The organism is Ruegeria sp. HKCCSA071, from assembly GCF_017872555.1.
GTDB lineage: Bacteria > Pseudomonadota > Alphaproteobacteria > Rhodobacterales > Rhodobacteraceae > Ruegeria.
Window position 1 is genome coordinate 145,617 of sequence record NZ_JAEDOX010000005.1, and the last position, 24,528, is coordinate 170,144.

Annotated in this window: 19 protein-coding genes and 1 tRNA gene; 11 read left to right on the plus strand and 9 right to left on the minus strand. The window is 57.3% G+C overall.

What is annotated here, in order from left to right:
• Positions 1 to 2: 2 nt before the first annotated feature.
• Positions 3 to 1,931 (plus strand): 1-deoxy-D-xylulose-5-phosphate synthase, encoded by a 1,929-nt coding sequence (gene dxs, locus I9188_RS12835; RefSeq protein WP_209506986.1) that lies wholly within the window; start codon positions 3 to 5, stop codon positions 1,929 to 1,931.
• A gap of 132 nt (positions 1,932 to 2,063) precedes the next feature.
• Here the strand turns inward: dxs and I9188_RS12840 are convergent.
• Positions 2,064 to 2,150 (minus strand) — tRNA-Leu (locus I9188_RS12840).
• 201 nt (positions 2,151 to 2,351) lie between these two features.
• On the opposite strand from I9188_RS12840, the gene I9188_RS12845 reads away from it, so the two are divergent.
• Entirely contained in the window at positions 2,352 to 3,335 is a 984-nt protein-coding gene (locus tag I9188_RS12845) for a complex I NDUFA9 subunit family protein (protein ID WP_209506987.1), read from the plus strand.
• On the opposite strand, the gene I9188_RS12850 is transcribed toward I9188_RS12845, so the two are convergent.
• Positions 3,336 to 4,139: an undecaprenyl-diphosphate phosphatase gene (locus tag I9188_RS12850; RefSeq protein WP_209506988.1), complete on the minus strand. Its 804-nt coding sequence runs from the start codon at positions 4,137 to 4,139 to the stop codon at positions 3,336 to 3,338.
• 230 nt (positions 4,140 to 4,369) lie between these two features.
• Between I9188_RS12850 and I9188_RS12855 the strand changes: the two genes are divergently transcribed.
• The 8 genes from I9188_RS12855 (at position 4,370) to I9188_RS12890 (ending at position 16,577) form a co-directional block, all read left to right on the plus strand.
• Positions 4,370 to 5,803, plus strand: a complete 1,434-nt coding sequence (locus I9188_RS12855; RefSeq protein ID WP_209506989.1) for an NAD(P)-dependent oxidoreductase — start codon at positions 4,370 to 4,372, stop codon at positions 5,801 to 5,803.
• Positions 5,804 to 5,827: 24 nt separating this feature from the next.
• The gene (locus tag I9188_RS12860) at positions 5,828 to 6,265 is read left to right on the plus strand and encodes a GFA family protein (protein ID WP_209506990.1); all 438 of its coding nucleotides are present in this window, start codon (positions 5,828 to 5,830) and stop codon (positions 6,263 to 6,265) included.
• Positions 6,262 to 10,794 carry a glutamate synthase large subunit gene (gene gltB / locus I9188_RS12865; protein WP_209506991.1) on the plus strand — a complete coding sequence of 1,511 codons (4,533 nt, stop codon included), beginning with the start codon at positions 6,262 to 6,264 and terminating at the stop codon, positions 10,792 to 10,794. The genes I9188_RS12860 and gltB overlap by 4 nt, the downstream gene beginning before the upstream one ends.
• A 181-nt stretch (positions 10,795 to 10,975) precedes the next feature.
• Positions 10,976 to 11,890, plus strand: coding sequence for a Hint domain-containing protein (locus I9188_RS12870; RefSeq protein ID WP_209506992.1), 915 nt, complete (start codon positions 10,976 to 10,978; stop codon positions 11,888 to 11,890).
• Between the two features lie 39 nt (positions 11,891 to 11,929).
• A complete protein-coding gene (mtgA, locus tag I9188_RS12875) occupies positions 11,930 to 12,664 on the plus strand; it encodes a monofunctional biosynthetic peptidoglycan transglycosylase (protein WP_209506993.1) in 735 nt (244 codons plus the stop codon).
• 58 nt (positions 12,665 to 12,722) lie between these two features.
• A complete protein-coding gene (locus I9188_RS12880) occupies positions 12,723 to 13,388 on the plus strand; it encodes a glutathione S-transferase family protein (protein WP_209506994.1) in 666 nt (221 codons plus the stop codon).
• Positions 13,389 to 13,463: 75 nt separating this feature from the next.
• Positions 13,464 to 14,501, plus strand: coding sequence for a tRNA epoxyqueuosine(34) reductase QueG (gene queG, locus I9188_RS12885; RefSeq protein WP_209506995.1), 1,038 nt, complete (start codon positions 13,464 to 13,466; stop codon positions 14,499 to 14,501).
• A 72-nt stretch (positions 14,502 to 14,573) separates the two neighbouring features.
• Entirely contained in the window at positions 14,574 to 16,577 is a 2,004-nt protein-coding gene (locus I9188_RS12890; RefSeq protein ID WP_209506996.1) for a hydantoinase/oxoprolinase family protein, read from the plus strand.
• A 39-nt stretch (positions 16,578 to 16,616) separates the two neighbouring features.
• Here the strand turns inward: I9188_RS12890 and msrA are convergent, their stop codons facing one another.
• The 3 genes from msrA to I9188_RS12905 form a co-directional block, all read right to left on the minus strand.
• Complete coding sequence (msrA, locus tag I9188_RS12895; RefSeq protein WP_209506997.1) at positions 16,617 to 17,129, minus strand: peptide-methionine (S)-S-oxide reductase MsrA; 513 nt, start codon at positions 17,127 to 17,129, stop codon at positions 16,617 to 16,619.
• Positions 17,126 to 17,575 carry a peptide-methionine (R)-S-oxide reductase MsrB gene (gene msrB, locus I9188_RS12900; protein ID WP_209506998.1) on the minus strand — a complete coding sequence of 150 codons (450 nt, stop codon included), beginning with the start codon at positions 17,573 to 17,575 and terminating at the stop codon, positions 17,126 to 17,128. The genes msrA and msrB overlap by 4 nt, the downstream gene beginning before the upstream one ends.
• A gap of 125 nt (positions 17,576 to 17,700) precedes the next feature.
• Positions 17,701 to 18,585, minus strand: a complete 885-nt coding sequence (locus I9188_RS12905; protein ID WP_209506999.1) for a DMT family transporter — start codon at positions 18,583 to 18,585, stop codon at positions 17,701 to 17,703.
• A 182-nt stretch (positions 18,586 to 18,767) separates the two neighbouring features.
• Here I9188_RS12905 and I9188_RS12910 point away from each other — a divergent pair, with 182 nt between their 5' ends.
• Positions 18,768 to 19,964, plus strand: a complete 1,197-nt coding sequence (locus I9188_RS12910) for a BCCT family transporter (RefSeq protein WP_209507013.1) — start codon at positions 18,768 to 18,770, stop codon at positions 19,962 to 19,964.
• A 98-nt stretch (positions 19,965 to 20,062) separates the two neighbouring features.
• On the opposite strand, the gene I9188_RS12915 is transcribed toward I9188_RS12910, so the two are convergent.
• The 4 genes from I9188_RS12915 to ade all read right to left on the minus strand — a co-directional run bounded on the left by I9188_RS12915 (position 20,063) and on the right by ade (position 24,421).
• Positions 20,063 to 20,446 (minus strand): GNAT family N-acetyltransferase, encoded by a 384-nt coding sequence (locus tag I9188_RS12915; RefSeq protein ID WP_348540339.1) that lies wholly within the window; start codon positions 20,444 to 20,446, stop codon positions 20,063 to 20,065.
• Positions 20,447 to 20,740: 294 nt separating this feature from the next.
• Positions 20,741 to 21,028 (minus strand): HU family DNA-binding protein, encoded by a 288-nt coding sequence (locus I9188_RS12920; protein WP_117871130.1) that lies wholly within the window; start codon positions 21,026 to 21,028, stop codon positions 20,741 to 20,743.
• A gap of 130 nt (positions 21,029 to 21,158) precedes the next feature.
• On the minus strand, positions 21,159 to 22,622 hold the full coding sequence (locus I9188_RS12925; protein ID WP_209507000.1) for an AMP nucleosidase: 1,464 nt from the start codon (positions 22,620 to 22,622) through the stop codon (positions 21,159 to 21,161).
• Entirely contained in the window at positions 22,619 to 24,421 is a 1,803-nt protein-coding gene (gene ade, locus I9188_RS12930) for an adenine deaminase (RefSeq protein ID WP_209507001.1), read from the minus strand. The genes I9188_RS12925 and ade overlap by 4 nt, the downstream gene beginning before the upstream one ends.
• Between the last annotated feature and the right edge of the window lie 107 nt (positions 24,422 to 24,528).

Below are 24,528 nucleotides of genomic sequence, written 5' to 3' on the forward strand. Positions count from 1 at the left end.
AAATGTCTGACCGCCCCAAAACGCCCCTGCTGGACCTTGTGAACCGCCCCGCCGATCTCAAGCGGTTCTCGGACGCGCAACTGCATCAGGTTGCGCAGGAATTGCGGGCCGAGACGATTTCGGCGGTTTCTGTAACCGGGGGCCATCTGGGTGCGGGACTGGGCGTTGTGGAACTAACAACCGCGCTGCACGCTGTTTTCGACACGCCGCGCGACAAGATCATCTGGGACGTGGGCCATCAGTGCTATCCGCATAAAATCCTGACCGAACGGCGCGACCGCATTCGCACGTTGCGCATGAAAGACGGCCTGAGTGGTTTCACCAAGCGCAGCGAAAGCCCCTATGACCCGTTTGGCGCCGCGCATTCCAGCACGTCGATCAGTGCCGCACTGGGTTTTGCAGTTGCACGTGATCTGGGCGGTGTAACCCCTGAAGGGCTGGGTGACGCGATTGCCGTGATCGGTGATGGATCGATGTCCGCAGGCATGGCCTTTGAGGCGATGAATAACGCAGGTCACCTGAAGAAACGCCTGATCGTCATTCTGAATGACAATGAAATGAGCATCGCCCCCCCGGTTGGAGCCTTGTCTAGCTATCTGTCCCGAATCTACGCCGAGGCGCCATTCCACGATCTGAAAGCCGCCGCCAAGGGCGCTGTTTCACTTTTGCCCGAACCGTTTCGCGAAGGGGCCAAGCGCGCCAAGGAAATGCTCAAGGGCATGGCCGTGGGCGGAACGCTGTTTGAAGAACTTGGGTTTTCCTATCTCGGACCTATTGATGGGCATGATCTGGATCAGCTGCTGCCGGTTTTGCGCACCGTCAAGGCACGGGCAACCGGGCCGATCCTGATCCACGTCTTGACCAAGAAGGGCAAAGGGTACGCACCAGCCGAACAGGCCCGCGACAAAGGCCACGCGACTGCTAAATTCAATGTGGTTACGGGCGAGCAGAAAAAGGCCCCTTCAAACGCGCCTTCTTACACGTCTGTCTTTGGCAAGGCTCTGGTGGATGCGGCCGCTCGCGATGACAAGATCGTTGCGGTGACTGCCGCGATGCCAGATGGCACCGGGTTGGGCCTGTTTGCCGAACGGTACCCGTCACGCTGTTTCGATGTGGCGATTGCCGAGCAGCATGGCGTGACCTTTTCCGCCGCGCTGGCCGCAGGAGGGATGAAGCCATTCTGCGCGATGTATTCGACCTTTCTGCAGCGGGGATACGATCAGGTTGTACATGACGTTGCAATCCAGCGCTTGCCTGTTCGGTTTGCCATTGATCGCGCAGGTTTGGTGGGGGCTGACGGTGCCACCCATGCCGGGTCGTTCGATATTGCCTATTTGGCCAATCTGCCGGGCATGGTCGTCATGGCCGCTGCGGATGAGGCGGAATTGATGCACATGGTGGCAACCGCTGTCGCGCATGATGAAGGGCCGATTGCCTTCCGCTATCCGCGCGGCGAAGGTGTCGGAGTGGACCTGCCCGAACGCGGTGAGGTACTGGAGATCGGCAAAGGCCGCATGATCCGAAAAGGCGCACGCGTCGCACTTTTGTCTTTTGGCACGCGGCTGGCTGAAGTTCAGAAAGCAGCCGAGTCTCTGACCGCCAAAGGCATTAGCCCAACCATAGCCGACGCCCGATTTGCCAAGCCGCTGGATCGGGACCTGATCCTGGACCTGGCTGCGGATCATGAGGCGTTGATCACCATCGAAGAAGGCGCTGTTGGCGGGTTTGGCAGCCATGTGGCACAGCTTCTGGCGGATGAAGGTGTTTTTGACCGGGGTCTGAAATACCGCTCGATGGTCTTGCCTGATATTTTCATCGATCAGGCCAGCCCTGCAGATATGTATGCCGTTGCAGGTATGAATGCCGAGCAGATCGAAGCCAGGGTTTTGGATGTTCTGGGCGTGGCTTCGATCGGTGAAAAGCGCGCGTAATTCCGAGCGGCGTTACCCGTATTTGGTTGCTCCGTTCTTCATAGGTAGGGCGCTGGAAAGACGGCTGGATGCAGTGCGTTTCCGATACGAATACTAAGTACCTTTTAAACGGACAATTTTGTTTGGGAGTTTTGGTGCCCAGGAGAGGACTCGAACCTCCACGTCCATACGGACACTAGCACCTGAAGCTAGCGCGTCTACCAATTCCGCCACCTGGGCAGGTGTCGTGGAGCGGCGTTTAAGCTGACTGGCGGGGGGCGTCAACCGGATTCTGAATGAATTTTGAAAGTTTTTTGAATTCGGTTTTCGAACTGAGATTTTGGCCTGAATATTTCATGACCGGCGCGGCGAATTAGTGCCTTGTTTGGCTGGCCTGCGGGCGTTAGTTCTAGGGCGCAATTTCTCAGCAGGAGCCCTCTCATGTCGAAACTGGTGACGATTTATGGCGGATCGGGATTTGTCGGCCGCTACATCGCGCGGCGCATGGCAAGTGAGGGGTGGCGTGTGCGGGTGGCTGTACGACGCCCGAACGAAGCCATGTTCGTGAAACCCTACGGCGCCGTCGGACAGGTTGAGCCTGTGCTGTGCAATATCCGCGATGACGCCGCGGTCGCGCTGGCGATGCAGAGCGCCGATGTCGTGGTGAACTGTGTGGGTGTGCTGAATGAACTGGGCAAGAACGCGTTTGATGCCGTTCAGGCCGAAGGAGCCGAACGTATCGCGCGGCTTGCAGCCGAGCAGGGTATCGAACGGATGGTTCACATCTCGGCGATTGGTGCAGATGCAGGTTCAGCCAGCGAGTACTCTCAAACCAAAGCGCAAGGCGAAGCAGGCGTTTTGAAGCATATGCCCAATGCCATGATCCTGCGCCCGTCGGTTATCTTCGGAACAGAGGATCAGTTCTTCAACCGTTTCGCCGGGATGACCCGCATGGGTCCGTTCCTGCCGGTGGTTGGTGCCGAGACCAAATTCCAGCCCGTTTACGTGGATGACGTGGCCCAGGCAGCGGTCAAAGGCATTCTGGGGCAGGCTGAGCCGGGCGTGTACGAGCTTGGCGGGCCGGAGGTGAAAACCTTCCGCGCCCTGATGCAGCAGATGCTTGAAGTGATCCACCGACGGCGCATCATTGTCGGTCTGCCGTTCTTTGCTGCCCGGATTATGGCGGGCGTGCTGGATATTGCGAAATTCGTCAGCTTCCAGCTGTTCCCGAACAACATTCTGACCCGCGATCAGGTCAGGAATCTGCGCCATGACAATGTGGTATCTGAAAGGGCCAAGTCCTTTGCGGATCTTGGCATTGCGCCGACCACTCTGGAATCAGTGCTGCCGGAATATCTTTGGAAATTCCGCCCGTCGGGGCAGTATGACGACATTCAGAACTCGGCGAAAAACCTGCGTATCTGATCAGCTGTAGGCCATGTACAGCAAGGCCGCGCCCAGTATGACGCGGTAAATTACATAGGGCGTAAAGCTGACACTGCGCAGCAGTCGCATCATAAGGCTAAGCGCCAGAAGTGCCGAGACAAAAGCAAATGCCGCGGCAATGGCCCCATCCCGGGCCAGTTGCGCATCAGCGTCGCGTATCACATCCAGTGCCAGCAATGTGCCAGAGGCCAGAATTGTTGGGATTGACATCAGCATGGCAATCCGAGCGCCGTCTGCTCGGGTATAACCCAGTTGACGGGCCCCTGTAATGGTGATCCCGGACCGCGATGTTCCGGGGATCAGCGCAAGAACCTGCCACAGTCCCATGACGAAAGCATCGCGAATACCCCAGTCGTTCGCCTCTTTCGTCTGGGGACCTTTCTGGTCGATCCAATAAAGCAGCAGGCCAAAGCCCAGCATTGTCCACCCGATTACAGTGATCGAACGCATGGCCTCGCTTAACCCGGTCAGATGCAGGATCAGACCTGCAATCACGGTTGGAAGTGTCGCAATGATCAGACCAAGAGCCAAACGGGCCTGCGGCGTATCTGTCCGGCCGGTCAGGGCGCGCGGCACCCCGGCAAGCGCCTGCTTCACATCCGTCCAGAAATACAGAACGACCGCACCAAGGGTTCCGACGTGCACGGCTATGTCTATGGCCTGGCCCTGATCCTGAAGGCCCGACAGATTCGGCAGCAAGATCAGGTGACCCGAAGACGAAATGGGCAAGAACTCAGTTATTCCCTGAATGATTGCCACGAGAATCAGGTGGAAAAGACTCATCTGCCTGCCGTGCTGCCGCCTCGTTTTTTTATGTGGTGTATGGCTATAAGGGTGCAGTGGAAAAGGAAAGTCTTCATATAGGTCCGATTCGTACCTAAAATTCATTATGGATTCGCCAGTTTCGGGCGGGGGCGCAAAAAATTTTCCAAAAAGGTCAGTTTGTATGACTTTTCATCCGTTTGTGCATCGCATAAAGAATTCGAACCAAGCCAATTCATGGAGTCTGACCCGTGGCCAAGCAACCGATGCTGAAATTTGTGCAGATCGACCGTGTCATGCCGGAGAAGCGTGCCGCCAATGACCGCAGAGAAGACTTTAACGAGATCTATGCCGAATTCGCCGCCGAGAAAGCAGCAGAACAGGCCAGCCGGTGCAGTCAATGCGGTGTGCCATACTGCCAATCGCACTGCCCGCTGCATAACAACATTCCCGACTGGTTGCGGCTGACTGCAACCGGACGGCTGGAAGAGGCTTACGAAACCAGCCAGGCGACAAACACCTTCCCAGAGATTTGCGGCCGCATCTGCCCGCAGGACCGTTTGTGCGAAGGAAATTGCGTGATCGAACAATCCGGCCACGGAACGGTCACCATCGGCACGATAGAAAAGTACATTACCGATACGGCGTGGGACAAAGGCTGGGTCAAGCCAGTGGTCCCTTCGGCAGAGCGCCGTGAAAGCGTCGGCATCATCGGTGGCGGGCCGGGCGGTCTTGCTGCGGCAGACATGCTGCGTCGGGCCGGTATTCAGGTCACGGTCTATGACCGCTACGACCGTGCGGGTGGGCTGCTGATGTATGGCATCCCGGGCTTCAAACTGGAAAAAGAGGTCGTCCAGCGGCGCAATGACCTGTTGGCGGACGGCGGAGTCGAGTTTGTATTGAACTGCGACGTGGACGCCGCCAAATTCGCGGAAATTCACGCCAGGCATGACGCCATCATCATCGCAACGGGCGTTTACAAGTCGCGGGATCTGTCCATGCCGGGCAGTGGTCTTGCCGGGATCGAGAAGGCAATCGATTTCCTGACCGCATCAAACCGTAAAAGCTTTGGTGACGCTGTTGAGGGTTTCGACAACGGACGGCTGAATGCCGAGGGCAAAAAGGTTGTCGTGATCGGTGGTGGTGACACCGCGATGGATTGTTTACGCACGTCGATCCGTCAGGGCGCGACGTCAGTCAAATGCCTTTACCGTCGTGACCGGGCAAACATGCCGGGTTCGCAGCGCGAAACACAGAACGCCGAGGAAGAAGGCGTGGTATTCGAATGGCTCAGTGCGCCCAAGGGATTCACAGGTGACGACACGGTTTCCGGCGTGATCGTGCAGAAGATGCGTCTGGGGCAACCCGATGCATCTGGTCGCCAGGCCCCCGAAGTGATCGAAGGCGCGGACTATGTCGAGGACGCCGATCTGGTGATCAAGGCGCTGGGTTTTGAACCCGAAGACCTGCCCACCCTGTTCGGGCAGCCCAACCTGCCCGTCACCCGATGGGGAACGGTCAGGGCAGCATTCCAGACCGGGGAAACCGAAATGGAAGGTGTGTACGCGATCGGGGACATTGTGCGCGGTGCCTCACTAGTCGTATGGGCGATCCGTGACGGGCGCGACTGCGCCGACGCGATCATCGACCGGTTCAACGCCAGGGCAGCCTTCGCGGCGGAATAACCCCAGCTTTCAGGAGGGTTCGAAATGTCGGAACTTCAAGGCCAATGCATGTGTGGTGCGGTCACAGTAACAGCTACACCAGCGCGGGATGCGCTGGGGGCGTGTCACTGTGACCAATGCCGTCGGTGGACGAGCTCGATGCTGGTGACGTTTCAGGCGAAAGAGGGCTATGCCGCGCTGGGTCCGGTCAAGACATTTACTTCGTCCGACTGGGCAGAACGTGCCTTTTGCGGTGAATGCGGATCCTCGCTTTGGTATCGGATCACGCTGCCGGGTGAGATGCACGGTCAGACACAAATGGCGGCTGGCCTGTTCGAAAACGCAACAGGTAACCCGCTGAAACTTGAACTTTATATCGACAAAAAGCCCGAGGGATACGCGTTCGCAGGTGAACGTCGGCAAATGACCAAAACCGAGGTCGAAGCCATGTATTCCTCCTCTGACGAAGGAGACAGCCAATGACCAAATATGATGCCGATTGGGTGCGGGCAGAAGAAGCAAAACGCAAGTGGATGGCCGAAAATGGTCTCTATTCCGAGGCGGAAGAGCATTCTTCGTGCGGTGTGGGCCTTGTTGTGTCCGTGGATGGCAAAAGGTCGCGCAAGGTGGTGGATGCCGGAATCGACGCGCTGAAAGCGATCTGGCACCGCGGGGCCGTTGACGCGGATGGCAAGACCGGCGATGGCGCGGGCATCCATGTGCAGATTCCGGTTCCCTTCTTCTATGATCAGGTCCGCCGCACCGGTCACGAACCCAAGCTGAATGAGCTGATTGCTGTTGGTCAGGTTTTCCTGCCCCGCACCGATTTCGGCGCGCAGGAGCGGTGCCGGACCATCGTCGAAAGCGAAGTTCTGCGTATGGGGTATTACATCTATGGCTGGCGACACGTGCCGGTCGATGTGACTTGCCTTGGGGAAAAGGCCAATGCAACCCGACCCGAGATTGAGCAGATCCTGATCTCGAACTCCAAGGGTGTGGACGAAGAAACTTTCGAGCGCGAGCTCTATGTCATCCGCCGCCGCATCGAAAAAGCGGCTTTGGTGTCGGGTATATCGGGCCTTTATCTTGCGTCGCTGTCCTGCCGGTCGATCATCTACAAGGGTATGATGCTGGCCGAACAGGTCGCTGTATTCTATCCCGATCTGATGGACGAACGCTTTGAATCGGCATTCGCGATTTACCACCAGCGTTACTCGACCAACACGTTTCCGCAATGGTGGCTGGCGCAGCCGTTCCGCATGCTGGCCCACAACGGCGAGATCAACACCCTCAAGGGCAACATCAACTGGATGAAAAGCCATGAAATCCGGATGGCCAGCGGCACTTTTGGTGACTATGCCGAAGATATCAAGCCGATCATCGCGGGTGGTTCGTCAGATTCTGCTGCATTAGACTCGGTTTTCGAGGTGCTGGTGCGCGCAGGACGGTCGGCCCCGATGGCGAAAACCATGTTGGTTCCGGAAAGCTGGTCCAAGCAGGCGGTCGAGCTGCCGCAAGCGTGGCGCGACATGTATTCCTACTGCAACTCGGTGATGGAGCCATGGGATGGCCCGGCCGCGCTGGCGATGACCGATGGACGCTGGGTTTGCGCCGGCCTGGACCGGAACGGACTGCGCCCCATGCGGTACGTTGTGACTGGCGATGGCCTTGTCATCGCAGGATCCGAGGCCGGAATGGTGCCGATCAACGAAGCCACAGTGACCGAAAAAGGCGCGTTGGGGCCGGGTCAGATGCTGGCGGTCGATATGAAAAAGGGCAAGCTGTACCGCGATACCCAAATCAAGAACAAACTGGCCCGCGCGCTGCCATTTGGCGAATGGGTTGGCAAGATAAACGATCTGGACGAAACGCTTGCGGGTGTGGCCGAAGCGCCGATCTTTGCGGGTGGCGAGTTGCGCAAGCGCCAGATTGCTGCGGGATACTCGGTGGAAGAGCTGGAACAAATCCTTGCTCCGATGGCGGAAGACGGCAAGGAAGCCTTGGCATCGATGGGTGATGATACGCCCTCGGCTGTTTTGTCAAAACAATACCGCCCGCTCAGCCATTTCTTCCGTCAGAACTTCAGCCAGGTGACCAACCCGCCGATCGACAGCCTGCGTGAATACCGCGTGATGTCGCTGAAAACCCGGTTTGCCAACCTCAAGAACGTGTTGGATGAAGACAGCAGCCAGACCGAGATTGTGGTTCTGGAAAGCCCCTTTGTCGGTAACGCGCAATGGGACAAACTGGTTGAGAACTTTGATGCGCCGCTGGCGGAAATCGACTGTACCTTCGAGGCTGGTCAAGGCGCATTAAGCGCGGCTTTGACCCGTATCAGAGCCGAATCCGAAGAGGCGGTGCGATCCGGTGCCGGGCATATCGTCTTGTCTGATATGCGGTCGGGCGAGGATCGGATTGCGATACCAATGATCCTCGCGACCAGCGCTGTGCATTCCCATTTGACGCGTCAGGGTTTGCGGACCTTCTGTTCATTGAACGTCCGTTCGGCTGAATGTGTGGACCCGCATTACTTTGCCGTTCTGATCGGCTGTGGCGCGACTGTGGTGAACGCCTATCTGGCCGAGGATTCTTTGGCTGACCGTATCGACCGCGGTTTGCTGGACGGAACCCTGACAGAGAACGTCGCGCGCTATCGCGAGGCGATCGATCAGGGCTTGCTGAAGATCATGGCCAAGATGGGCATCTCGGTCATTTCGTCTTATCGCGGTGGTCTGAACTTTGAGGCCGTTGGCCTCAGCCGTGCCATGGTGGCCGAGTATTTCCCCGGTATGACCAGCCGTATCTCGGGCATAGGCATCAAAGGTATTCAGGCCAAGGCCGAGGAAATCCATGCCAAGGGCTGGAGCAGCGGTCTGGATGTGCTGCCCATCGGTGGTTTCTACAAGGCGCGGAAATCGGGCGAGACCCACGCGTGGGAAGCGACCTCGATGCACATGATGCAGATGGCCTGCAACAAGGCCTCGTATGAGTTGTGGAAGCAGTATTCGGCCAAGATGCAGTCGAACCCGCCAATTCATCTGCGCGATCTGATGGATTTCAAACCACTGGGCAAGCCGGTGCCGATCGAAGAGGTGGAATCGATCACCTCGATCCGCAAACGCTTTGTCACACCAGGTATGTCGCTGGGCGCATTGTCGCCCGAAGCGCATAAGACACTGAACGTGGCGATGAACCGGATCGGCGCTAAATCCGACAGTGGCGAAGGTGGCGAAGATCCGGCTCATTTCGTGCCTGAGCCCAATGGCGACAACCCTTCGGCCAAGATCAAACAGGTGGCTTCAGGCCGGTTTGGCGTGACTGCGGAATACCTCAACCAGTGTGAGGAGCTTGAGATCAAGGTCGCTCAGGGTGCAAAACCCGGCGAAGGTGGTCAGTTGCCGGGTATGAAGGTCACCGACCTGATCGCGCGCCTGCGCCATTCGACCAAGGGCGTGACGCTGATCTCGCCGCCGCCGCACCACGATATCTATTCGATCGAGGATCTGGCGCAGCTGATCTACGACCTGAAGCAGATCAACCCGCGCTGCAAGGTGACGGTCAAGCTGGTTGCGTCCTCGGGCGTCGGCACGATTGCTGCCGGCGTGGCCAAGGCGAAAGCGGATATTATCCTTATTTCGGGTCACAATGGCGGTACAGGCGCGTCGCCTGCGACCTCGATCAAGTATGCCGGCCTGCCGTGGGAGATGGGTCTGACCGAGGCGCATCAGGTTCTGGCAATGAACAACCTGCGGGATCGCGTCACCCTGCGGACCGATGGTGGCCTGCGCACCGGGCGAGACATTGTCATGGCCGCGATGATGGGAGCCGAGGAATACGGCATCGGTACCGCCGCACTGATTGCAATGGGCTGTATCATGGTGCGTCAGTGTCAGTCGAACACTTGCCCGGTGGGCGTGTGTACGCAGGATGAATCCCTGCGCGCCAAATTCACCGGCAATGCGGATAAGGTCGTCAATCTGATCACCTTCTACGCGCAGGAAGTGCGCGAGCTGCTGGCCAGCCTCGGCGCGCGTTCGATTGATGAAATCATCGGTCGGGCCGATCTGCTGGCTCAGGTCAGCCGTGGCTCCGCTCATCTGGATGATCTCGATCTGAACCCGCTGCTGATCACTGTCGATGGGGCACATAACATCGTCTACAACCGCGACAAAGAGCGCAACGCGGTGCCGGATACGCTGGACGCCGAAATCGTTCGCGATGCTGCCCGGTTCCTGAAGGATGGTGAAAAGATGCAGCTGTCTTATGCGGTGCAGAACACACACCGGACCGTTGGAACCCGTGTGTCCAGTCATATTGTGCAGAATTTCGGGATGCGGAACACCTTTCAGGACGACCATCTGCATGTGAAGCTGCAGGGCTCGGCCGGGCAATCTCTGGGAGCTTTTGCGGCCCCGGGTCTGAAGCTGGAAGTGTCGGGCGATGCCAATGACTATGTTGGTAAGGGCCTGTCCGGCGGCATGATCGTCGTACGCCCACCACAGGTCAGCCCGCTGAAAGCAGATGACAATACGATCATTGGCAATACGGTTCTTTATGGGGCCACCGACGGGTACCTGTTCGCGGCCGGTCGCGCCGGTGAACGGTTCGCGGTCCGGAACTCTGGCGCCAAGGTTGTTGTCGAGGGGTGCGGTTCCAACGGGTGTGAATACATGACCGGCGGTGTCGCCGTTATCCTTGGAGCGATCGGAGCCAACTTTGGTGCAGGCATGACAGGCGGAATGGCCTATCTGTATGATCCCGAAGGCAAGGCCGAGGCGCTGATGAACAGGGAAACGCTGGTCACTTGCCCGGTCACTGTGGACCACTGGGAAGAGCAATTGAAAACGCTCATCATGCGCCATGCTGCTGAATCGCAAAGCCGCAAGGCTGCTGATATTCTTCAGCACTGGGATGTGGAAAAAGGCAACTTCCTGCAGGTTTGCCCAAAGGAGATGCTGAACAAACTCAGCCACCCGCTGAGTGTTGAAGCCAAAGCAGTTCCGGCGGAGTAAGCCGAAGCCTTTTGTCTCTCAAGGCCCCGCGTGTCATTTGCACCACGCGGGGTTCGTATGTTAACGACGTTTCAGTGCAGGTCTTGCCCGTTTATCCGAAAATCGCCAATCTTTCTTCACACTCAGGCGACAATCATGGGCCGAACTAGGCACCAGATGATAAGCAGACAGGTGCAACCGGATGCCAACACCGTATCAGGATCAGTTTTATACTTTCGATCCAGCAAACCCGCCGCCTGCGGGAACGGCAGTCGCTGTTAGCAGTTTCACTTTAGTCGATGCTGATGATGACAACGAAATCGATGCGCCAAGTGGTGACACCGTCAACGGTCAGGACGTCACGAATTCCTGGCCAGGGGACACTGTTACCATCAACGTGGCGGGCGTCGGGAACGTAACCTATACAGGCACCACGTTTTATCTGGCTGACGGATCTCGGGTATTCACACCGACAGACGGTCAGGTCCTGCAGCCAGGAACATTTGTTTCAGCCACCTTCGTCAACACACAGGGGCCACTGAATGTCGGCAATCTGGGTCCACCCTGTTTCACGCCGGGCACCATGATAATGACCCCGGATGGGGAACGCGCGGTAGAAGATCTTGAAGTCGGTGATCTGGTCACCACAGTGGATCATGGCCCCCAGCCTTTGATCTGGGTTGGGCGTACAGTGGTGGCGGCCGAAGGAAAGCTGGCCCCAATCCGGTTTGAGGCCGGGGTGTTCGACCTGGATCGTCCGCTGCTTGTTTCGCCTCAGCATCGGATGCTGGTTGAAGACTGGCGGGCCTCGTACCTGTCCGGGCACGCTGAAGCGCTGATTCCCGCACATGCTCTGGTCAATGGAAAATCGGTGACCCGGGTGGAAGGTGGCCAGGTGGAGTATTTCCACCTTTTGTTCAAGCAGCACGAGATCGTCATTGCCAATGGTGGCAAAAGCGAAAGCTACTATCCGGGGCATGCGTTGTCGGCCTCGGACCGTGAAACGCAGAGCGAGGTCTTGCACTTGTTCCCTGAGTTGGCAGGTCATGATCCGATGTCAGTGGAAACCGCACGCCCGGTTGTTCACCCGCGCGAAGCGCGTGCCTTCGCGATTTAGGCCGTTTCAAACCCGGACCGCGCGTCGTATAGCTGAGGTATGGCGAAGAAAGCAGCCCGCAAATCAAGCGGTAAGAAAAACAAGGCATCCAACAGGAAATCACCAACGGTGCGCCAGATTCACCGTTGGCTGACGCGTGTGGTTGCGGCAACTGCCGGAGCTTTGCTTGCGATAATCCTGTTGTATTCGGTTGTTAACCCACCTGTAACACATACGATCTGGTCGGAATGGCGCCGATTGGGAAAGGTTGAGCGCGAATGGGTGCCGATCGAGGAAATGGCCCCGATCATGGCGCGTTCGGTCGTTGCAGCAGAGGATGCAAATTTCTGCCTGCACTGGGGATTTGACGTAGAGGCCATTCGCGATGCGCTTGAGGACGGCGGAAATCGCGGCGCCTCGACCATTACACAGCAAGTGGTAAAGAACGTATTTCTTTGGCAAGGGCGCAGTTGGATACGCAAGGCACTGGAAACTTCGATCACTCCTGTGGTCGAAATTTTCTGGAGCAAGCAGCGCATCCTTGAGGTCTATCTGAATGTTGCTGAGACCGGGAATGGCGTTTTTGGGGTCGAGGCTGCCGCGCAAAGGTATTTCAACACCAGTGCTTCAAAACTTACCTCGGTTCAGGCGGCGCGGATTGCCGCCATTCTGCCGTCACCGCGCAACAGATCGGTCACTGACCCGACGGCGCGAACGCGCAGGCGGGCGGCATCTATTCTGGATGGGGCGGCCACCATCCGCGCAGATGGTCGCGCAGATTGTTTCGAGGATTGAAACCCATCGCCTGCAAAGGCTAAATCTGTCGGGTACTCACTGGTTCGATTGGAAGCCCATGGCGCGTCTGTTTCATGTTCCCCTCTCTCCGTATTGCCGCAAGGTTCGGCTGTCCCTGGCGGAAAAGAAGATCGAGGTTGAGCTTGTCGAAGAGCGATACTGGGAGCAAGACCCCGACTTTTTGCGCCGAAACCCTGCGGGCAAAGTACCAGTATTGCGTCTGGACGGGCAAATGATGTCGGAAAGCGCGGCGATCTGCGAATATATCGAGGAAACCCGTCCCGAACCGCCATTAATGCCAAAAAGCCCCGAAGCCCGATACGAAGTGCGGCGCCTTGTCGGCTGGTTTGACGACAAATTCCACCAAGAGGTGACGTCGAAGCTGCTGTACGAACGGGTAAACAAAAAAGTGACGGGTCAGGGCTATCCGGACAGCAAGAATGTCAAACAGGGTGCCAAAGCGATCAAGTACCATCTGGATTATATGGCATGGCTGCTGGATCACCGCCGGTGGTTGGCCGGTGACCAGATGACACTGGCTGATTTCGCGGCGGCGGCGCACCTGTCTTCGCTGGACTATATCTCGGACGTGGATTGGAACCGAAGTCAGGTGGTCAAGGACTGGTATGCGAAAATCAAATCGCGCCCTGCGTTTCGCTCTATTCTGGCTGATCAGGTACCGGGTTTCCGGCCGCCGCCCCATTACGCTGATCTGGATTTCTGATAGAGTGCGCCAGGGGGGGCTGTCTGCCCCCCATCGCGCAGATGCGCGATTCCCCCCGAGGATATTTTTGGCCAGATGAAGAGCGGATCGGACTTGAAGGAAAAGCTGGTACAGCAGGCCCTTGAAGAGGGGTTTGTTGCGTGCCGTGTCTGCCGCCCGTGGGATGTTCCAAAGGTTCCCGAGCGTCTGGCGGCATTCCTGGACGCCGGGTATCATGGTCAGATGGGGTGGATGGCGGAGCGGACGCATTGGCGCGGTGATCCTGCGGCCCTTTGGCCCGAGGCGCGATCAGTGATCATGCTGGCAGAGAGTTACACGCCGGAACATGATCCGACGGACGTCTTGAAGCAACACGGCCACGGGGCGATTTCTGTCTATGCGCAGAACAAAGACTATCATGATCTGGTCAAAAAGCGACTGAAGCGCCTGGCGCGGTGGCTGATTGCCGTGGCGGGCGGCGAGGTTAAGGTGTTTGTTGACACTGCACCCGTGCCAGAGAAAGCCTTGGGGCAGGCTGCCGGGTTGGGCTGGCAGGGGAAACACACAAATCTTGTCAGCCGGGAGTGGGGTAATTGGGCCTTTATAGGGTCTGTTTTTTCAACTTTGGATATACCCGCAGATTCTGCTGAGATTGATCGCTGCGGTTCTTGTCGGGCCTGTTTGGACAGCTGTCCCACGGACGCCTTTCCGGGCCCGTATCAATTGGATGCACGACGGTGCATTTCCTATCTGACCATCGAGCAAAAAGGCCCTGTGGAGCCTGAACTTCGCGGAAAGCTGGGCAATCGTATCTACGGCTGTGACGATTGCCTGGCGGCTTGCCCGTGGAACAAGTTTGCGGTTGCCGCAAGTGACATACGCTATGCCGCGCGCGAAGATCTGGCAGCGCCTGCGCTGGAAGAGCTGGTGACGCTTGATGATACTTCTTTCCGAGCGAAGTTCTCTGGCTCACCCATCAAACGGATTGGACGCGACCGGTTTGTGCGCAACGTGCTTTACGCCATTGGAAACTCGGGGCACCCGAATTTGAGGGCTGCGGCCCAGAGTTTGACAGATGACCCGGATGAAACCGTAGCCGACGCAGCGCGCTGGGCGGTGGAACAACTTTCATAATTGCCGCAAACAGGCTGGACGTGTCGGCCCCAATCGCTACACCAATCTGCAGCGAACAGTAAGGAGAACCCGATGGCGCTGGCTTTGGGGGTGGATACGGGTGGAACCTATACCGATGCGGTACTGGTCCGGGATGAAAAAGAGGTGATAGCCTCGGCCAAGTCCCTGACCACACGCGCGGATTTGGCAATTGGTGTGGGCAAGGCGATTTCTGCCGTTCTGGAGCAGGCAAAAGTTGCGCCGGATCAGATTTCAATGGCGTCTTTGTCCACAACATTGGCGACTAATGCCTTGGTAGAAGGGCAGGGCGGGCGCGTTGCGTTGATCTACATCGGATTCAAAGACAGCGACCTTGAAAAGCACGGTTTGAAGGACGCGTTAAAAGGGGACCCGGCCCTGGTTATGTCTGGTGGGCATTCCCATTCTGGCAGCGAAGCTGCGCCATTGGATATTGCCGCGCTGGAGCAATTTTTAGGCTCTCATAAGGGCATTTCAGGCTTTGCCATAGCCGCTCAGTTTGCCACACGAAATCCCGCGCACGAGTTGGAAGCCGCACGGATCGTTTCGGAAAGAACCGGGGCTCCGGTCACATGTTCGCATCACTTGTCGGCAAAGCTGAACGGGCCGAAACGCGCCGTGACGGCCGTGTTGAATGCACGGCTGATCGGGATGATCGACCGTTTGATCGGGCGGGCGCAGGACCGGCTGCGCGAGTTGGGGATTATGGCGCCGATGATGGTTGTGCGCGGTGATGGGGCGTTGATGAGTGCTGAACAGGCGCGTGAACGCCCTATTGAAACGATCCTGAGCGGACCTGCCGCGTCAATTGTCGGCGCGCGCTGGTTGACCGGCGCAGAGAATGCGTTGGTGTCGGATATTGGCGGTACGACAACTGACGTGGCGTTGATCCGTGACGGCAAGCCCGCGATCGACTCGGCCGGGGCACAAGTAGGCGGGTTCCGCACCATGGTCGAGGCAGTTGCGATGCGCACCCATGGCCTTGGAGGTGACAGTCAGGTGCATGTCGTGACCGAGGGATTGCAGGGCGGTGTGTTTCTGGGGCCGCGCCGCGTTCTTCCGGTATCCTTGATCGCTTCGGAAGCGCCCGAGATCGTTCATGCCATTCTGGATGAGCAATTGCGGGCCACGACGGTGGGTGAGCACGATACGCGCTTTGCCCGTCGCGTGCCGGGAATACATGACGACGGTATAGATGTACGCGAAGAAGCCCTGCTAGACCGGTTGGGAGATCAGGTTCTGCCGATTGGTTCCTTGCTTCGGTCCCGAATGGAGAGCGGTGCATTGACCCGGTTGGTGGACCGCGGGATCATTCAGATCTCGGGCGTGACGCCGTCGGATGCCAGCCATGTACTGGGGCGGGTGGATGCCTGGGATGCGGACGCCGCCCGTAAGGCACTTGAACTGGTCGCACGCAAACGGGTCGGGTCCGGGGACATGTTGGCAAATTCCGCCGAAGCGCTGGCGCAGATGATCGTGGACCAGTTGACAGAACAAACCAGTTTGACCTTGTTAGAGGCGGCTTTTGATGAGGAACCGGACAGTTTCGGGCTGCCGTCACAGGAGCTGGCGCGGCATATCCTGACACAGCGCGGATTGGCGCAGCATCGCGGTTTGTTGTCGCTGACTGCAGCCTTGAACGTTGATGTGGTGGGGCTTGGAGCGTCAGCCCCCAGCTATTACCCGGCGGTCGGTGAACGGCTGCACTGCCGAATGATCCTGCCAGAACATGCGGGTGTAGCCAATGCGATTGGCGCCGTCGTGGGGCGGGTGACCTTACGGCGATCGGGCACGGTGACAAGTCCCGCCGAAGGGCGGTATCGTGTACATCTCGAGGGCGGGCCCAAGGATTTTTCCGCATCAGAAGATGCGCTGGCTTTGCTGGAAAATGTTCTGAGGTCGGAAGCTGAAGGCGCGGTGCGCGAAGCTGGTGCAGAAGATATCCGCGTGATTGTGGATCGCGACATCAAAACCGCGCGGGTCGAAGCCAATGATGTGTTTGTCGAGGCAATGATCACGGTCGAGGCTAGCGGGCGACCGCGGGTTGCGGCGGGCTAGCCCCTCTGACTTGTCCAGAGGGGCCGGGCAGGTGGTGCTTTATTCTGCGGCGCTGGCGCGTTTGGGAAGAACCCAGTCCTGGCGTGGGAAGTGGCAGGTATATCCGTTCGGGATGCGCTCAAGATAATCCTGATGCTCGGGTTCGGCCTCCCAGAAATCGCCGACGGGTTCGATTTCGGTTACGACTTTTCCCGGCCACAAGCCGCTGGCATTCACGTCTGCGATAGTATCCAAGGCGGTTGCTCTTTGGGCTTCGTCGACGTGGTAAATCGCTGAACGATAGCTCATTCCTCGGTCGTTGCCCTGCCGATTGACAGTGGTCGGGTCGTGAATCTGGAAGAAAAATTCCAGCAGGTCGCGGTAACTGATCAACAATGGGTCAAACCAGATCTCGATCCCTTCGGCGTGGGTGCCGTGGTTGCGATAGGTGGCGTTGGGCACATCGCCTCCGGTGTAGCCCACCCGGGTCCGCAAGACGCCTGGCAGCTTGCGGATCAGGTCCTGCATACCCCAAAAGCAGCCTCCGGCCAGTACAGCACGTTGTTCAGTCATTGGATTTCCTCCACGTGGATCAGGAATTCGGCGTAACCTTCAGCCTCCATCTCATCCCGATGGATGAACCTGAGCGAGGCCGAGTTAATGCAATACCGCAGGCCGCCATGTTCTCGCGGGCCGTCGGGGAAGACATGCCCCAGATGGCTGTCGCCGTGTTTCGATCGAACCTCGGTCCGGATCATACCATGTGTCGTGTCGCGAAACTCTTCCACATGCTCATGGATGATCGGCTTGGTAAAGCTGGGCCAGCCACATCCGGATTCGTATTTGTGGGTCGAAGCAAATAGCGGTTCGCCTGACACGATGTCCACGTAGATACCCGGTTCCTTGTTCTCCAAATACTTGCCTGTCCCCGGTCGTTCGGTGCCGTTGCGTTGGGTGACGTGAAATTCTTCGGGCGAAAGTGCCGCAATAACCGTGGGGTCTTTGGTGTAACGTGTCATGGATCCTCCGGCTGATTTGACGGTTGTGCCATTATCTGGGGGCTGCCGACTAGAAAGCAAAGCGATATTTCAAACAGCTCTCACAGACGTGCGGTCGGTCTGACGCAAACAGATAGGCCCTTGTGTTAGGCCGAAGTCGTTTTGCCGGCAGGTTGGCGTGACAGTTGAACAGCAAGAATACCCAGTGTCGTGACTGTAACGCCAATTGCATCCATCGCGCCCAGTTTCTCGCCCAGCAATATGGCCGCTATCGTGACACCGAATACCGGGTTCAAAAAGTGGAACGTGGCTGCGCGGATCGCGCCGATGCGATCCAGAAGAAGGAACCAGATCAGCGTGGCCAGCAGCCCAGGAAACAGGGTTGTGTAGGTGAACGCCAATGCCAGTGGCAGCGTCGGGTGGATGTAAATGGTCTCAAAGATCGGCGCGGCCACGAACAACGTCGCTGAGCCTACAAGCATCTGCAGACCCACGACCATCATGAAGTTACCGCCCGAAGTCGCGCCGCGAACCGCGAGGGTGGCAAAGGTCAGCGCCAAAGCTCCGATGCCGCATAGTGCGACGCCGAACATGTCGACACCAGCACTGATCCGGCTGCTCATGATCAGGGCGACGCCGGTGAATCCAGCAAACAACCCCAAAACTCCGAGAGGGCGCAGTTTCTCGCCAAAAATAAGCCACCCTGCCAGCGCCACCAGCAAGGGCATTGTGGACGCGATAATCGCCGCAACCGAAGCCTCGACCGTTTGCATCGCGTAAAAATTCAGACCCAAATACAGGGCATTTTGGCAGATACCGAAAAGAATTGTCGCCCGCCACTGGTTCCGGGTCAGGTGCCAGCTTTGCCCCATCGCCCGGGCAATCAGAACCCCCAAAACCCCTGAGATCAAAAACCGCAGGGCTAGCGAAAACAAAGGAGAGGCGTCTGCCACGATGATCCGCGCCGAGGTAAAGGCAGACGACCAGATCAGGGCAAATGTCAGCCCCATGGCTATGGCGCGCAGATCCATGGAGACCCCCTGTCACTTTGCGCGGACTGTCCCCGATTTTGTGATGGGTCGCAAGCGCTGCGCGTTAAAAAAGACACATCCGTGATGCAACGAAAGTCACGAGGATGTTTTTATTGATTGACTGAACAATTAAAGTTATCGGCTCCGGGATCTGACATATCAAGGGAGGGTTGTCGGTGCTTCTGGAGTACATTCTATCTTTTGGCGTCCTGCTGGCATTGGGCTTGGTCGCGTTCTTCGTCGTGAAATGGTGGAACCTGCGCTGCGTTGGCGTGACACCTGTTCACCTTTTCACATTCATCGCGATCCTGTTTACGTCCGGTCTGGATGTTGGCCTGATCATGTTCCCGCTGACGGAATTTGGTGGCTATGCCGAAGATCCGGCCTATGCCTTTGCCAACCCGCTGGCGATCGAATTTGGATTCTGGGGGTTTCTGATCTGGGCGTTTTACTTCCTGACAGCCTTCTATTTCTGCGTGATCGAACCGCGCGTGAACTTCTTTGAGATCCCGCTGGTCAAGCTGATCAACAACGTGGTCATCATCGGCACTTGCGCGTTCACTGCGAGCCTGTTCCTGATCTACCTGCCTGGATACCTGCCAGAGGTCGGAGATGGCGAATCTGTTGTTACCACCTTCTACGTCATCGTGTTTGTGGTCATTCTGGCGGCGGCGTACTCATCGACCGACCTGAAATATGTGCGCATCCTGTCGGTCGGTTCGACCTTCCTGTTCCTTGCGCTGATTCTGGGTATGTGGGCGGCAGCTGGCATGGGAATGACCGGGTTTATCGAAACCGGAAGTAACATTGGCGCCTATTTCACGAATGTGCACAAGTTTGTCCTGCCGCTGACCGATTATCATGCCTTCTACCTGTTCTGGTGGTTCGCATGGTCGATCATGATCGGACAGTTTACGTCGCGCTTTGTGGGTGGTCTGACCACGTGGCAGTTGCTGGCGGCGCTGTTGATCTTCCCGTCGATCCCACTGGGGATCTGGTTCATAGTTCTTTACTATTACCACCTGAACGGTATCAGCACCGCAGGCATCACCAATATCGCGATGGTAATCGTGGGTGTGACCTTTGTGATCAATTCGCTGGACTCGCTGATTAGGCTCTATACGGACAACCTGAACATGACCGCCGAACGGTTTGGCAAGGCGGCCTATGTCGCTGGCAACGTCGCGCTGCTGTTTGTCCTGACCCTGCTATTCCAGAGTCAGTGGTTGCAAATCCAGTGGATCGGAGCCGTCGTAGTCGGTCTCTACCTGGCTTGCGTGGCCTATATCCTTGTCACCAAACGCAAAGAGGTGATGAGTATCGACGCTATGCCGGAAGACCGTGATCTGGACTTCCACAAGGTTGAGACAATTCACTGATTGCTTGAATCTAGTGTACCAAATGCGGGTCTCGACATCGGGGCCCGCATCTCTTTTTGGGGGCTGCCCGATCCGGTCCTCATTCCTTGTCGTTCACTTCAGTTCGTGTCGAGACGATATTTGAGGAAGCTGTGGCCAGCGTAGTCTACTTGCCCAACAAAATACGCGCCGAGTTTGGTCATTGCGCGCAGTTTCGTGCGTGAAGGCGGCAGCAAGAACGTTACGAACGGGATACGATTGTCCTGCTTTGCGAATGCGATGGCCTGACGTGCAATTTTGGCACCCAGTCCAAATGCACTGGGTTTCAGGACCAATCCGAAATCCCACTCTTCACCTTCTTTTTGAAAACCACCCCATCCCACATATTGTCCGCGGTGCAATATTGCCCAATGACCAAGGCCGTCCAGCACCCAACACGACTCTTTCGCGCGAATGAAACTGGCGACTGTTTCCTCATCCCAGTCCTGCGTCAGGAGAGGCATGTGTTCGGCAATAATTGGATTCCTCATATGCGCCAGTATCTCAGGCGCTGAGACGAGGGGCAGTCGCGTGAAGGTAATATCCTGTTCCATAGAACTGGGATTTAGCGGGCCAAGCAGGAAATCAAAGGGTTGTCCTTTAAATTCGTGCCCGGGACATCCAGTGTTGGATAGTAGCCCATAGTTACAGACTAATGCCTCATAATATAGTTGCGCAGGCCGTAGGACGTAAAATTTAGGCACAAAAAAAGGGGCCGCGTAACCGCCACCCCTTTACATGGTTCCAAGCGCTTTGGATCAGCCGTTCACGCTGTCTTTCAGTGCTTTCGCGATGGTCATTTTAACAACCTTGTCGGCTTCTTTGGTAAAGGTTTCACCGGTTGCCGGGTTGCGGACCTGACGCTCGGGGCGTTCGCGGCAGTAGATTTTGCCGACGCCAGGCAGGGTTACTGCACCACCTGCGGAAACTTCGCGCGTGATCAGGCCGGTGATGGCCTCCAGCGCAGAGTTCGCGGATTTCTTATCGGTTCCCATTTCCTCAGCGAGAGCAGCAACCAGCTGAGTCTTTGTCATAGGTTTTGCCATTTCTTGGTCTCCTTAACGTGCCCGATCTATAGGGCCTCACCGCGTAACTGTAACGGTATATTGTGATCAAACACAACGAATAGTAGCGTAAAAACCCCTAAAAATATGGGGAAAACGTTGCTTTTTTGCGTCAGAGGAAGGCAGTTTCGTCGAAGGAACGCAATTTCCGGCTGTGCAGACGCTCCAACGGCATGCCGCGCAGGTGCTCCATGGCGCGTATCCCGATCATCAAATGACGGCTGACCTGGGTGGTATAAAAGGACGACGCCATGCCCGGCAGCTTCAGTTCACCGTGCAGGGGTTTGTCCGACACGCACAGCAAAGTGCCGTAAGGAACGCGGAAGCGATAGCCGTTCGCGGCGATGGTGGCGCTTTCCATATCCAGCGCGATCGCCCGCGACTGGCTGAGGCGCTGAACCGGCCCGGTTTGATCGCGCAGTTCCCAGTTGCGATTGTCAACCGATGCAACTGTTCCTGTCCGCATGATCCGCTTCAGTTCATACCCTTCAAGCTCGGTCACCTCGGCCACGGCGCGTTCCAGCGCGACCTGAACCTCGGCCAGGGGCGGGATGGGCACCCAGACCGGCAGGTCATCATCCAGAACCTTGTCATCCCGTAGATATGCATGTGCCAGAACGAAATCGCCCAATGCCTGTGTGTTGCGCAGCCCGGCGCAATGGCCAACCATCAGCCACGCGTGCGGGCGCAGAACCGCGATATGGTCGGTCGCTGTTTTGGCATTCGACGGGCCGACGCCGATGTTCACCAAAGTAAGACCCGAACCATCTTCACGCTTCAGATGATAGGTTGGCATCTGGGGCAGTTTCAGCGGTTGCTCGATTTCTGCGTCGGGCTGCGTGATCTCGACATTCCCGGTCGAGACAAAACTGATGTACCCGCTGCTGGGATCAGCCAACTGCTCGCGGGCGTAGTTTTCGAATTCCGAAACATAGAACTGATAGTTCGTGAAGAGAACGTGGTTCTGAAAATGCCGGGCATCTGTCGCTGTGTAATGTGCCAGTCGCGCAAGTGAATAATCGACGCGCTGGGCAGTGAACAATGACAAGGGTCCGACGGCATCTTCATTTTCATGCACACCGTTAACGATGTCGTCATTCGTGGTCGTCAGATCCGGCACGTCAAACACGTCGCGCAGGGTGAACGCAGCCGCGCCCTGATGCGGCACAACCAGATCTGATGTATGCGCCACGGCAAAATGCACCGGAATCGGTGTGTCCGATGCTGCAATCGTCACCGGTTGGTCGTGATTCTTGATCAACAGGGCAATCTGCTGGGTCAGGTAGGACCGGAATAAATCCGGGCGCGTAACGGTTGTAGCGTGAACACCGGGCTCCGCCACATGCCCAAAACTCAGGCGGCTGTCGACTTGAGCATAAGTCGAGGTCTTTATGCGAATCTCGGGGTAATAGGCTCTGTATCTGGCTATTGGTGCTCCATTTTGCAGCACCTTCGAGAAGCTGTGGCACAGAAATTCCGTTGCTTGAGTGTAAAGCTCCTCCAGTCGCGCAACTGCGGCTGCGGGATCGGTGAATTGTTTTGGCGAAAGGGCTTCAGGTGTCAGGAGTGTCGTCATGCCAAAGGTTCCAGAAGATCAATTTTTTCGAATGTGCGCACGTCAACCAGCCCGAGATCAGAGATCCTGAGTTCCGGTATGACGACCAACGCCAGCAGCGAATGTTGCATATACGCGTTGTTCAGATTGCAGCCACATTCCTGCATGGCCTGAACCATCCTGTCCGCCTTGGCCGCAACTTCGGCGGCCGGGCTGTCGGACATCAGACCGGCAATGGGAAGTTCGACCATCGCCAGTTCCTGGCCGTCCCTAAAGATCGTGATACCGCCACCCACCTCGGCCAGTCGATTCGCGGCCAGCGCCATCTGTTCACGGTCGGTGCCGACGACGATCATGTGGTGACTGTCATGTGCCACGGTCGAGGCCATGGCCATTTTCCCCTGATACCCAAACCCCGAGACAAAGGCGTTGGTGACGCCCCCTGTCGCCCGGTGTCGTTCGACCAGTGAGATCTGACATACGTCTCCTTCACCTTCAACAAGCCCGCCAATAATCGGCAATTCGGCTTTCAGCGCTTTTGTGGGGGCCTGGTTTTCTACCACGCCAATGACGTTGGCCCTTACCTTGTTTGCGCCCGTCGGCGCCGCGATCTCAAAATCGGTCGAGGTCAGTGCGTGCTTCAGATGAACGGTGCGACGTGCCTTGTCGGGCCAGTTCAGATGGGGGCAATCAACCTTGATCACCCCGTGTTCCGCAACAACCTGTCCGCGCGCTATGACCAGTTCGATCGGCAATTCAGTCAGGTCAGAGCTGAGGATGATATCCGCCCGTCGTCCCGGCGTGACCGATCCGATCTCGCGTTCCAGACCGAAATGCGTGGCGGTGTTGATCGTCGCCATCTGCAGGGCCACAAGCGGGTCACAACCACAGTCAATCGCGTGGCGCACGACGCGGTTCATATGCCCATCGTTGACCAGCGTGGCAGAGTGGCAGTCATCCGTGCACAGGATGAAATTGCGCGCATCCAGACCTTTTTCGGTGACTGCGGTAATCTGGCTTTCAATGTCATACCAGGCCGAGCCCAACCGCATCATCGACCGCATTCCCTGACGGACCCGTGCGATGGCATCCGCTTCGCAGGTGCCTTCGTGGTCATCGGCAGGTCCACCAGCCACATAAGCCGCGAAATCAGGCCCTAAATCAGGGGATGCGTAATGCCCGCCGACGACCTTGCCTGCCCGCTGCGTGGCCGCAATTTCGGCCAGCATTTTGGAATCTCCGTGAATCACGCCGGGGAAGTTCATCATTTCCCCCAAGCCGATGATCCCGGGCCAGTTCATCGCCTCGGCTACGTCTTCGGGGGTGATTTCATAGCCTGTCGTCTCTAACCCCGGCGCAGAGGGCGCGCAGGACGGCATCTGAGTGAAGATGTTGACCGGCTGCATCATTGCTTCGTCATGCATCATGCGCACACCGTCCAGCCCCAACACATTGGCGATCTCGTGTGGGTCGGTGAACATACTGGTTGTGCCATGGGGGATCACTGCGCGGGCAAACTCGGCAGGGGTCAGCATCCCCGACTCGATGTGCATATGCGCGTCGCACAAGCCGGGCAGGACAAAGCGGCCTTGCGCGTCGATAACCTGTGTCTCTGGCCCGGTACAATGCGAGGCGTCTGGACCGACAAATGCAATACGGCCTGCCGCGATTGCAACTGAATGGTTCGGCAGCAGTTCGCGGCTGTGCACATTTACCCAAGTCCCACCCTTTATTACCGTATCTGCTGCCTCACGTCCGGCAGCAACTGCGATCAATCGGGGGGCGACATCGGGCCAAGTTGGGAAGGGTGTGTTTTCCATGGCTCAACTTTCACGAATGCGCGCGCGGGTGCAACCCCGGTTCTTCACTACGGTCGGCGGATCACAATCCTGCAAATCTGCCCAGCCCGATCATTAAAAAGTCGGCA

Coding starts and splice junctions, on each gene's coding strand:
- dxs (WP_209506986.1), top strand. CDS start 3: ATGTCTGACCGCCCCAAAACGCCCCTGCTGGACCTTGTGAACCGCCCC.
- I9188_RS12845 (WP_209506987.1), top strand. CDS start 2,352: ATGTCGAAACTGGTGACGATTTATGGCGGATCGGGATTTGTCGGCCGC.
- I9188_RS12850 (WP_209506988.1), bottom strand. CDS start 4,139: ATGAGTCTTTTCCACCTGATTCTCGTGGCAATCATTCAGGGAATAACT.
- I9188_RS12860 (WP_209506990.1), top strand. CDS start 5,828: ATGTCGGAACTTCAAGGCCAATGCATGTGTGGTGCGGTCACAGTAACA.
- gltB (WP_209506991.1), top strand. CDS start 6,262: ATGACCAAATATGATGCCGATTGGGTGCGGGCAGAAGAAGCAAAACGC.
- I9188_RS12870 (WP_209506992.1), top strand. CDS start 10,976: ATGCCAACACCGTATCAGGATCAGTTTTATACTTTCGATCCAGCAAAC.
- mtgA (WP_209506993.1), top strand. CDS start 11,930: ATGGCGAAGAAAGCAGCCCGCAAATCAAGCGGTAAGAAAAACAAGGCA.
- I9188_RS12880 (WP_209506994.1), top strand. CDS start 12,723: ATGGCGCGTCTGTTTCATGTTCCCCTCTCTCCGTATTGCCGCAAGGTT.
- queG (WP_209506995.1), top strand. CDS start 13,464: ATGAAGAGCGGATCGGACTTGAAGGAAAAGCTGGTACAGCAGGCCCTT.
- I9188_RS12890 (WP_209506996.1), top strand. CDS start 14,574: ATGGCGCTGGCTTTGGGGGTGGATACGGGTGGAACCTATACCGATGCG.
- msrA (WP_209506997.1), bottom strand. CDS start 17,129: ATGACTGAACAACGTGCTGTACTGGCCGGAGGCTGCTTTTGGGGTATG.
- msrB (WP_209506998.1), bottom strand. CDS start 17,575: ATGACACGTTACACCAAAGACCCCACGGTTATTGCGGCACTTTCGCCC.
- I9188_RS12905 (WP_209506999.1), bottom strand. CDS start 18,585: ATGGATCTGCGCGCCATAGCCATGGGGCTGACATTTGCCCTGATCTGG.
- I9188_RS12915 (WP_348540339.1), bottom strand. CDS start 20,446: ATGCCTCTCCTGACGCAGGACTGGGATGAGGAAACAGTCGCCAGTTTC.
- I9188_RS12920 (WP_117871130.1), bottom strand. CDS start 21,028: ATGGCAAAACCTATGACAAAGACTCAGCTGGTTGCTGCTCTCGCTGAG.
- I9188_RS12925 (WP_209507000.1), bottom strand. CDS start 22,622: ATGACGACACTCCTGACACCTGAAGCCCTTTCGCCAAAACAATTCACC.
- ade (WP_209507001.1), bottom strand. CDS start 24,421: ATGGAAAACACACCCTTCCCAACTTGGCCCGATGTCGCCCCCCGATTG.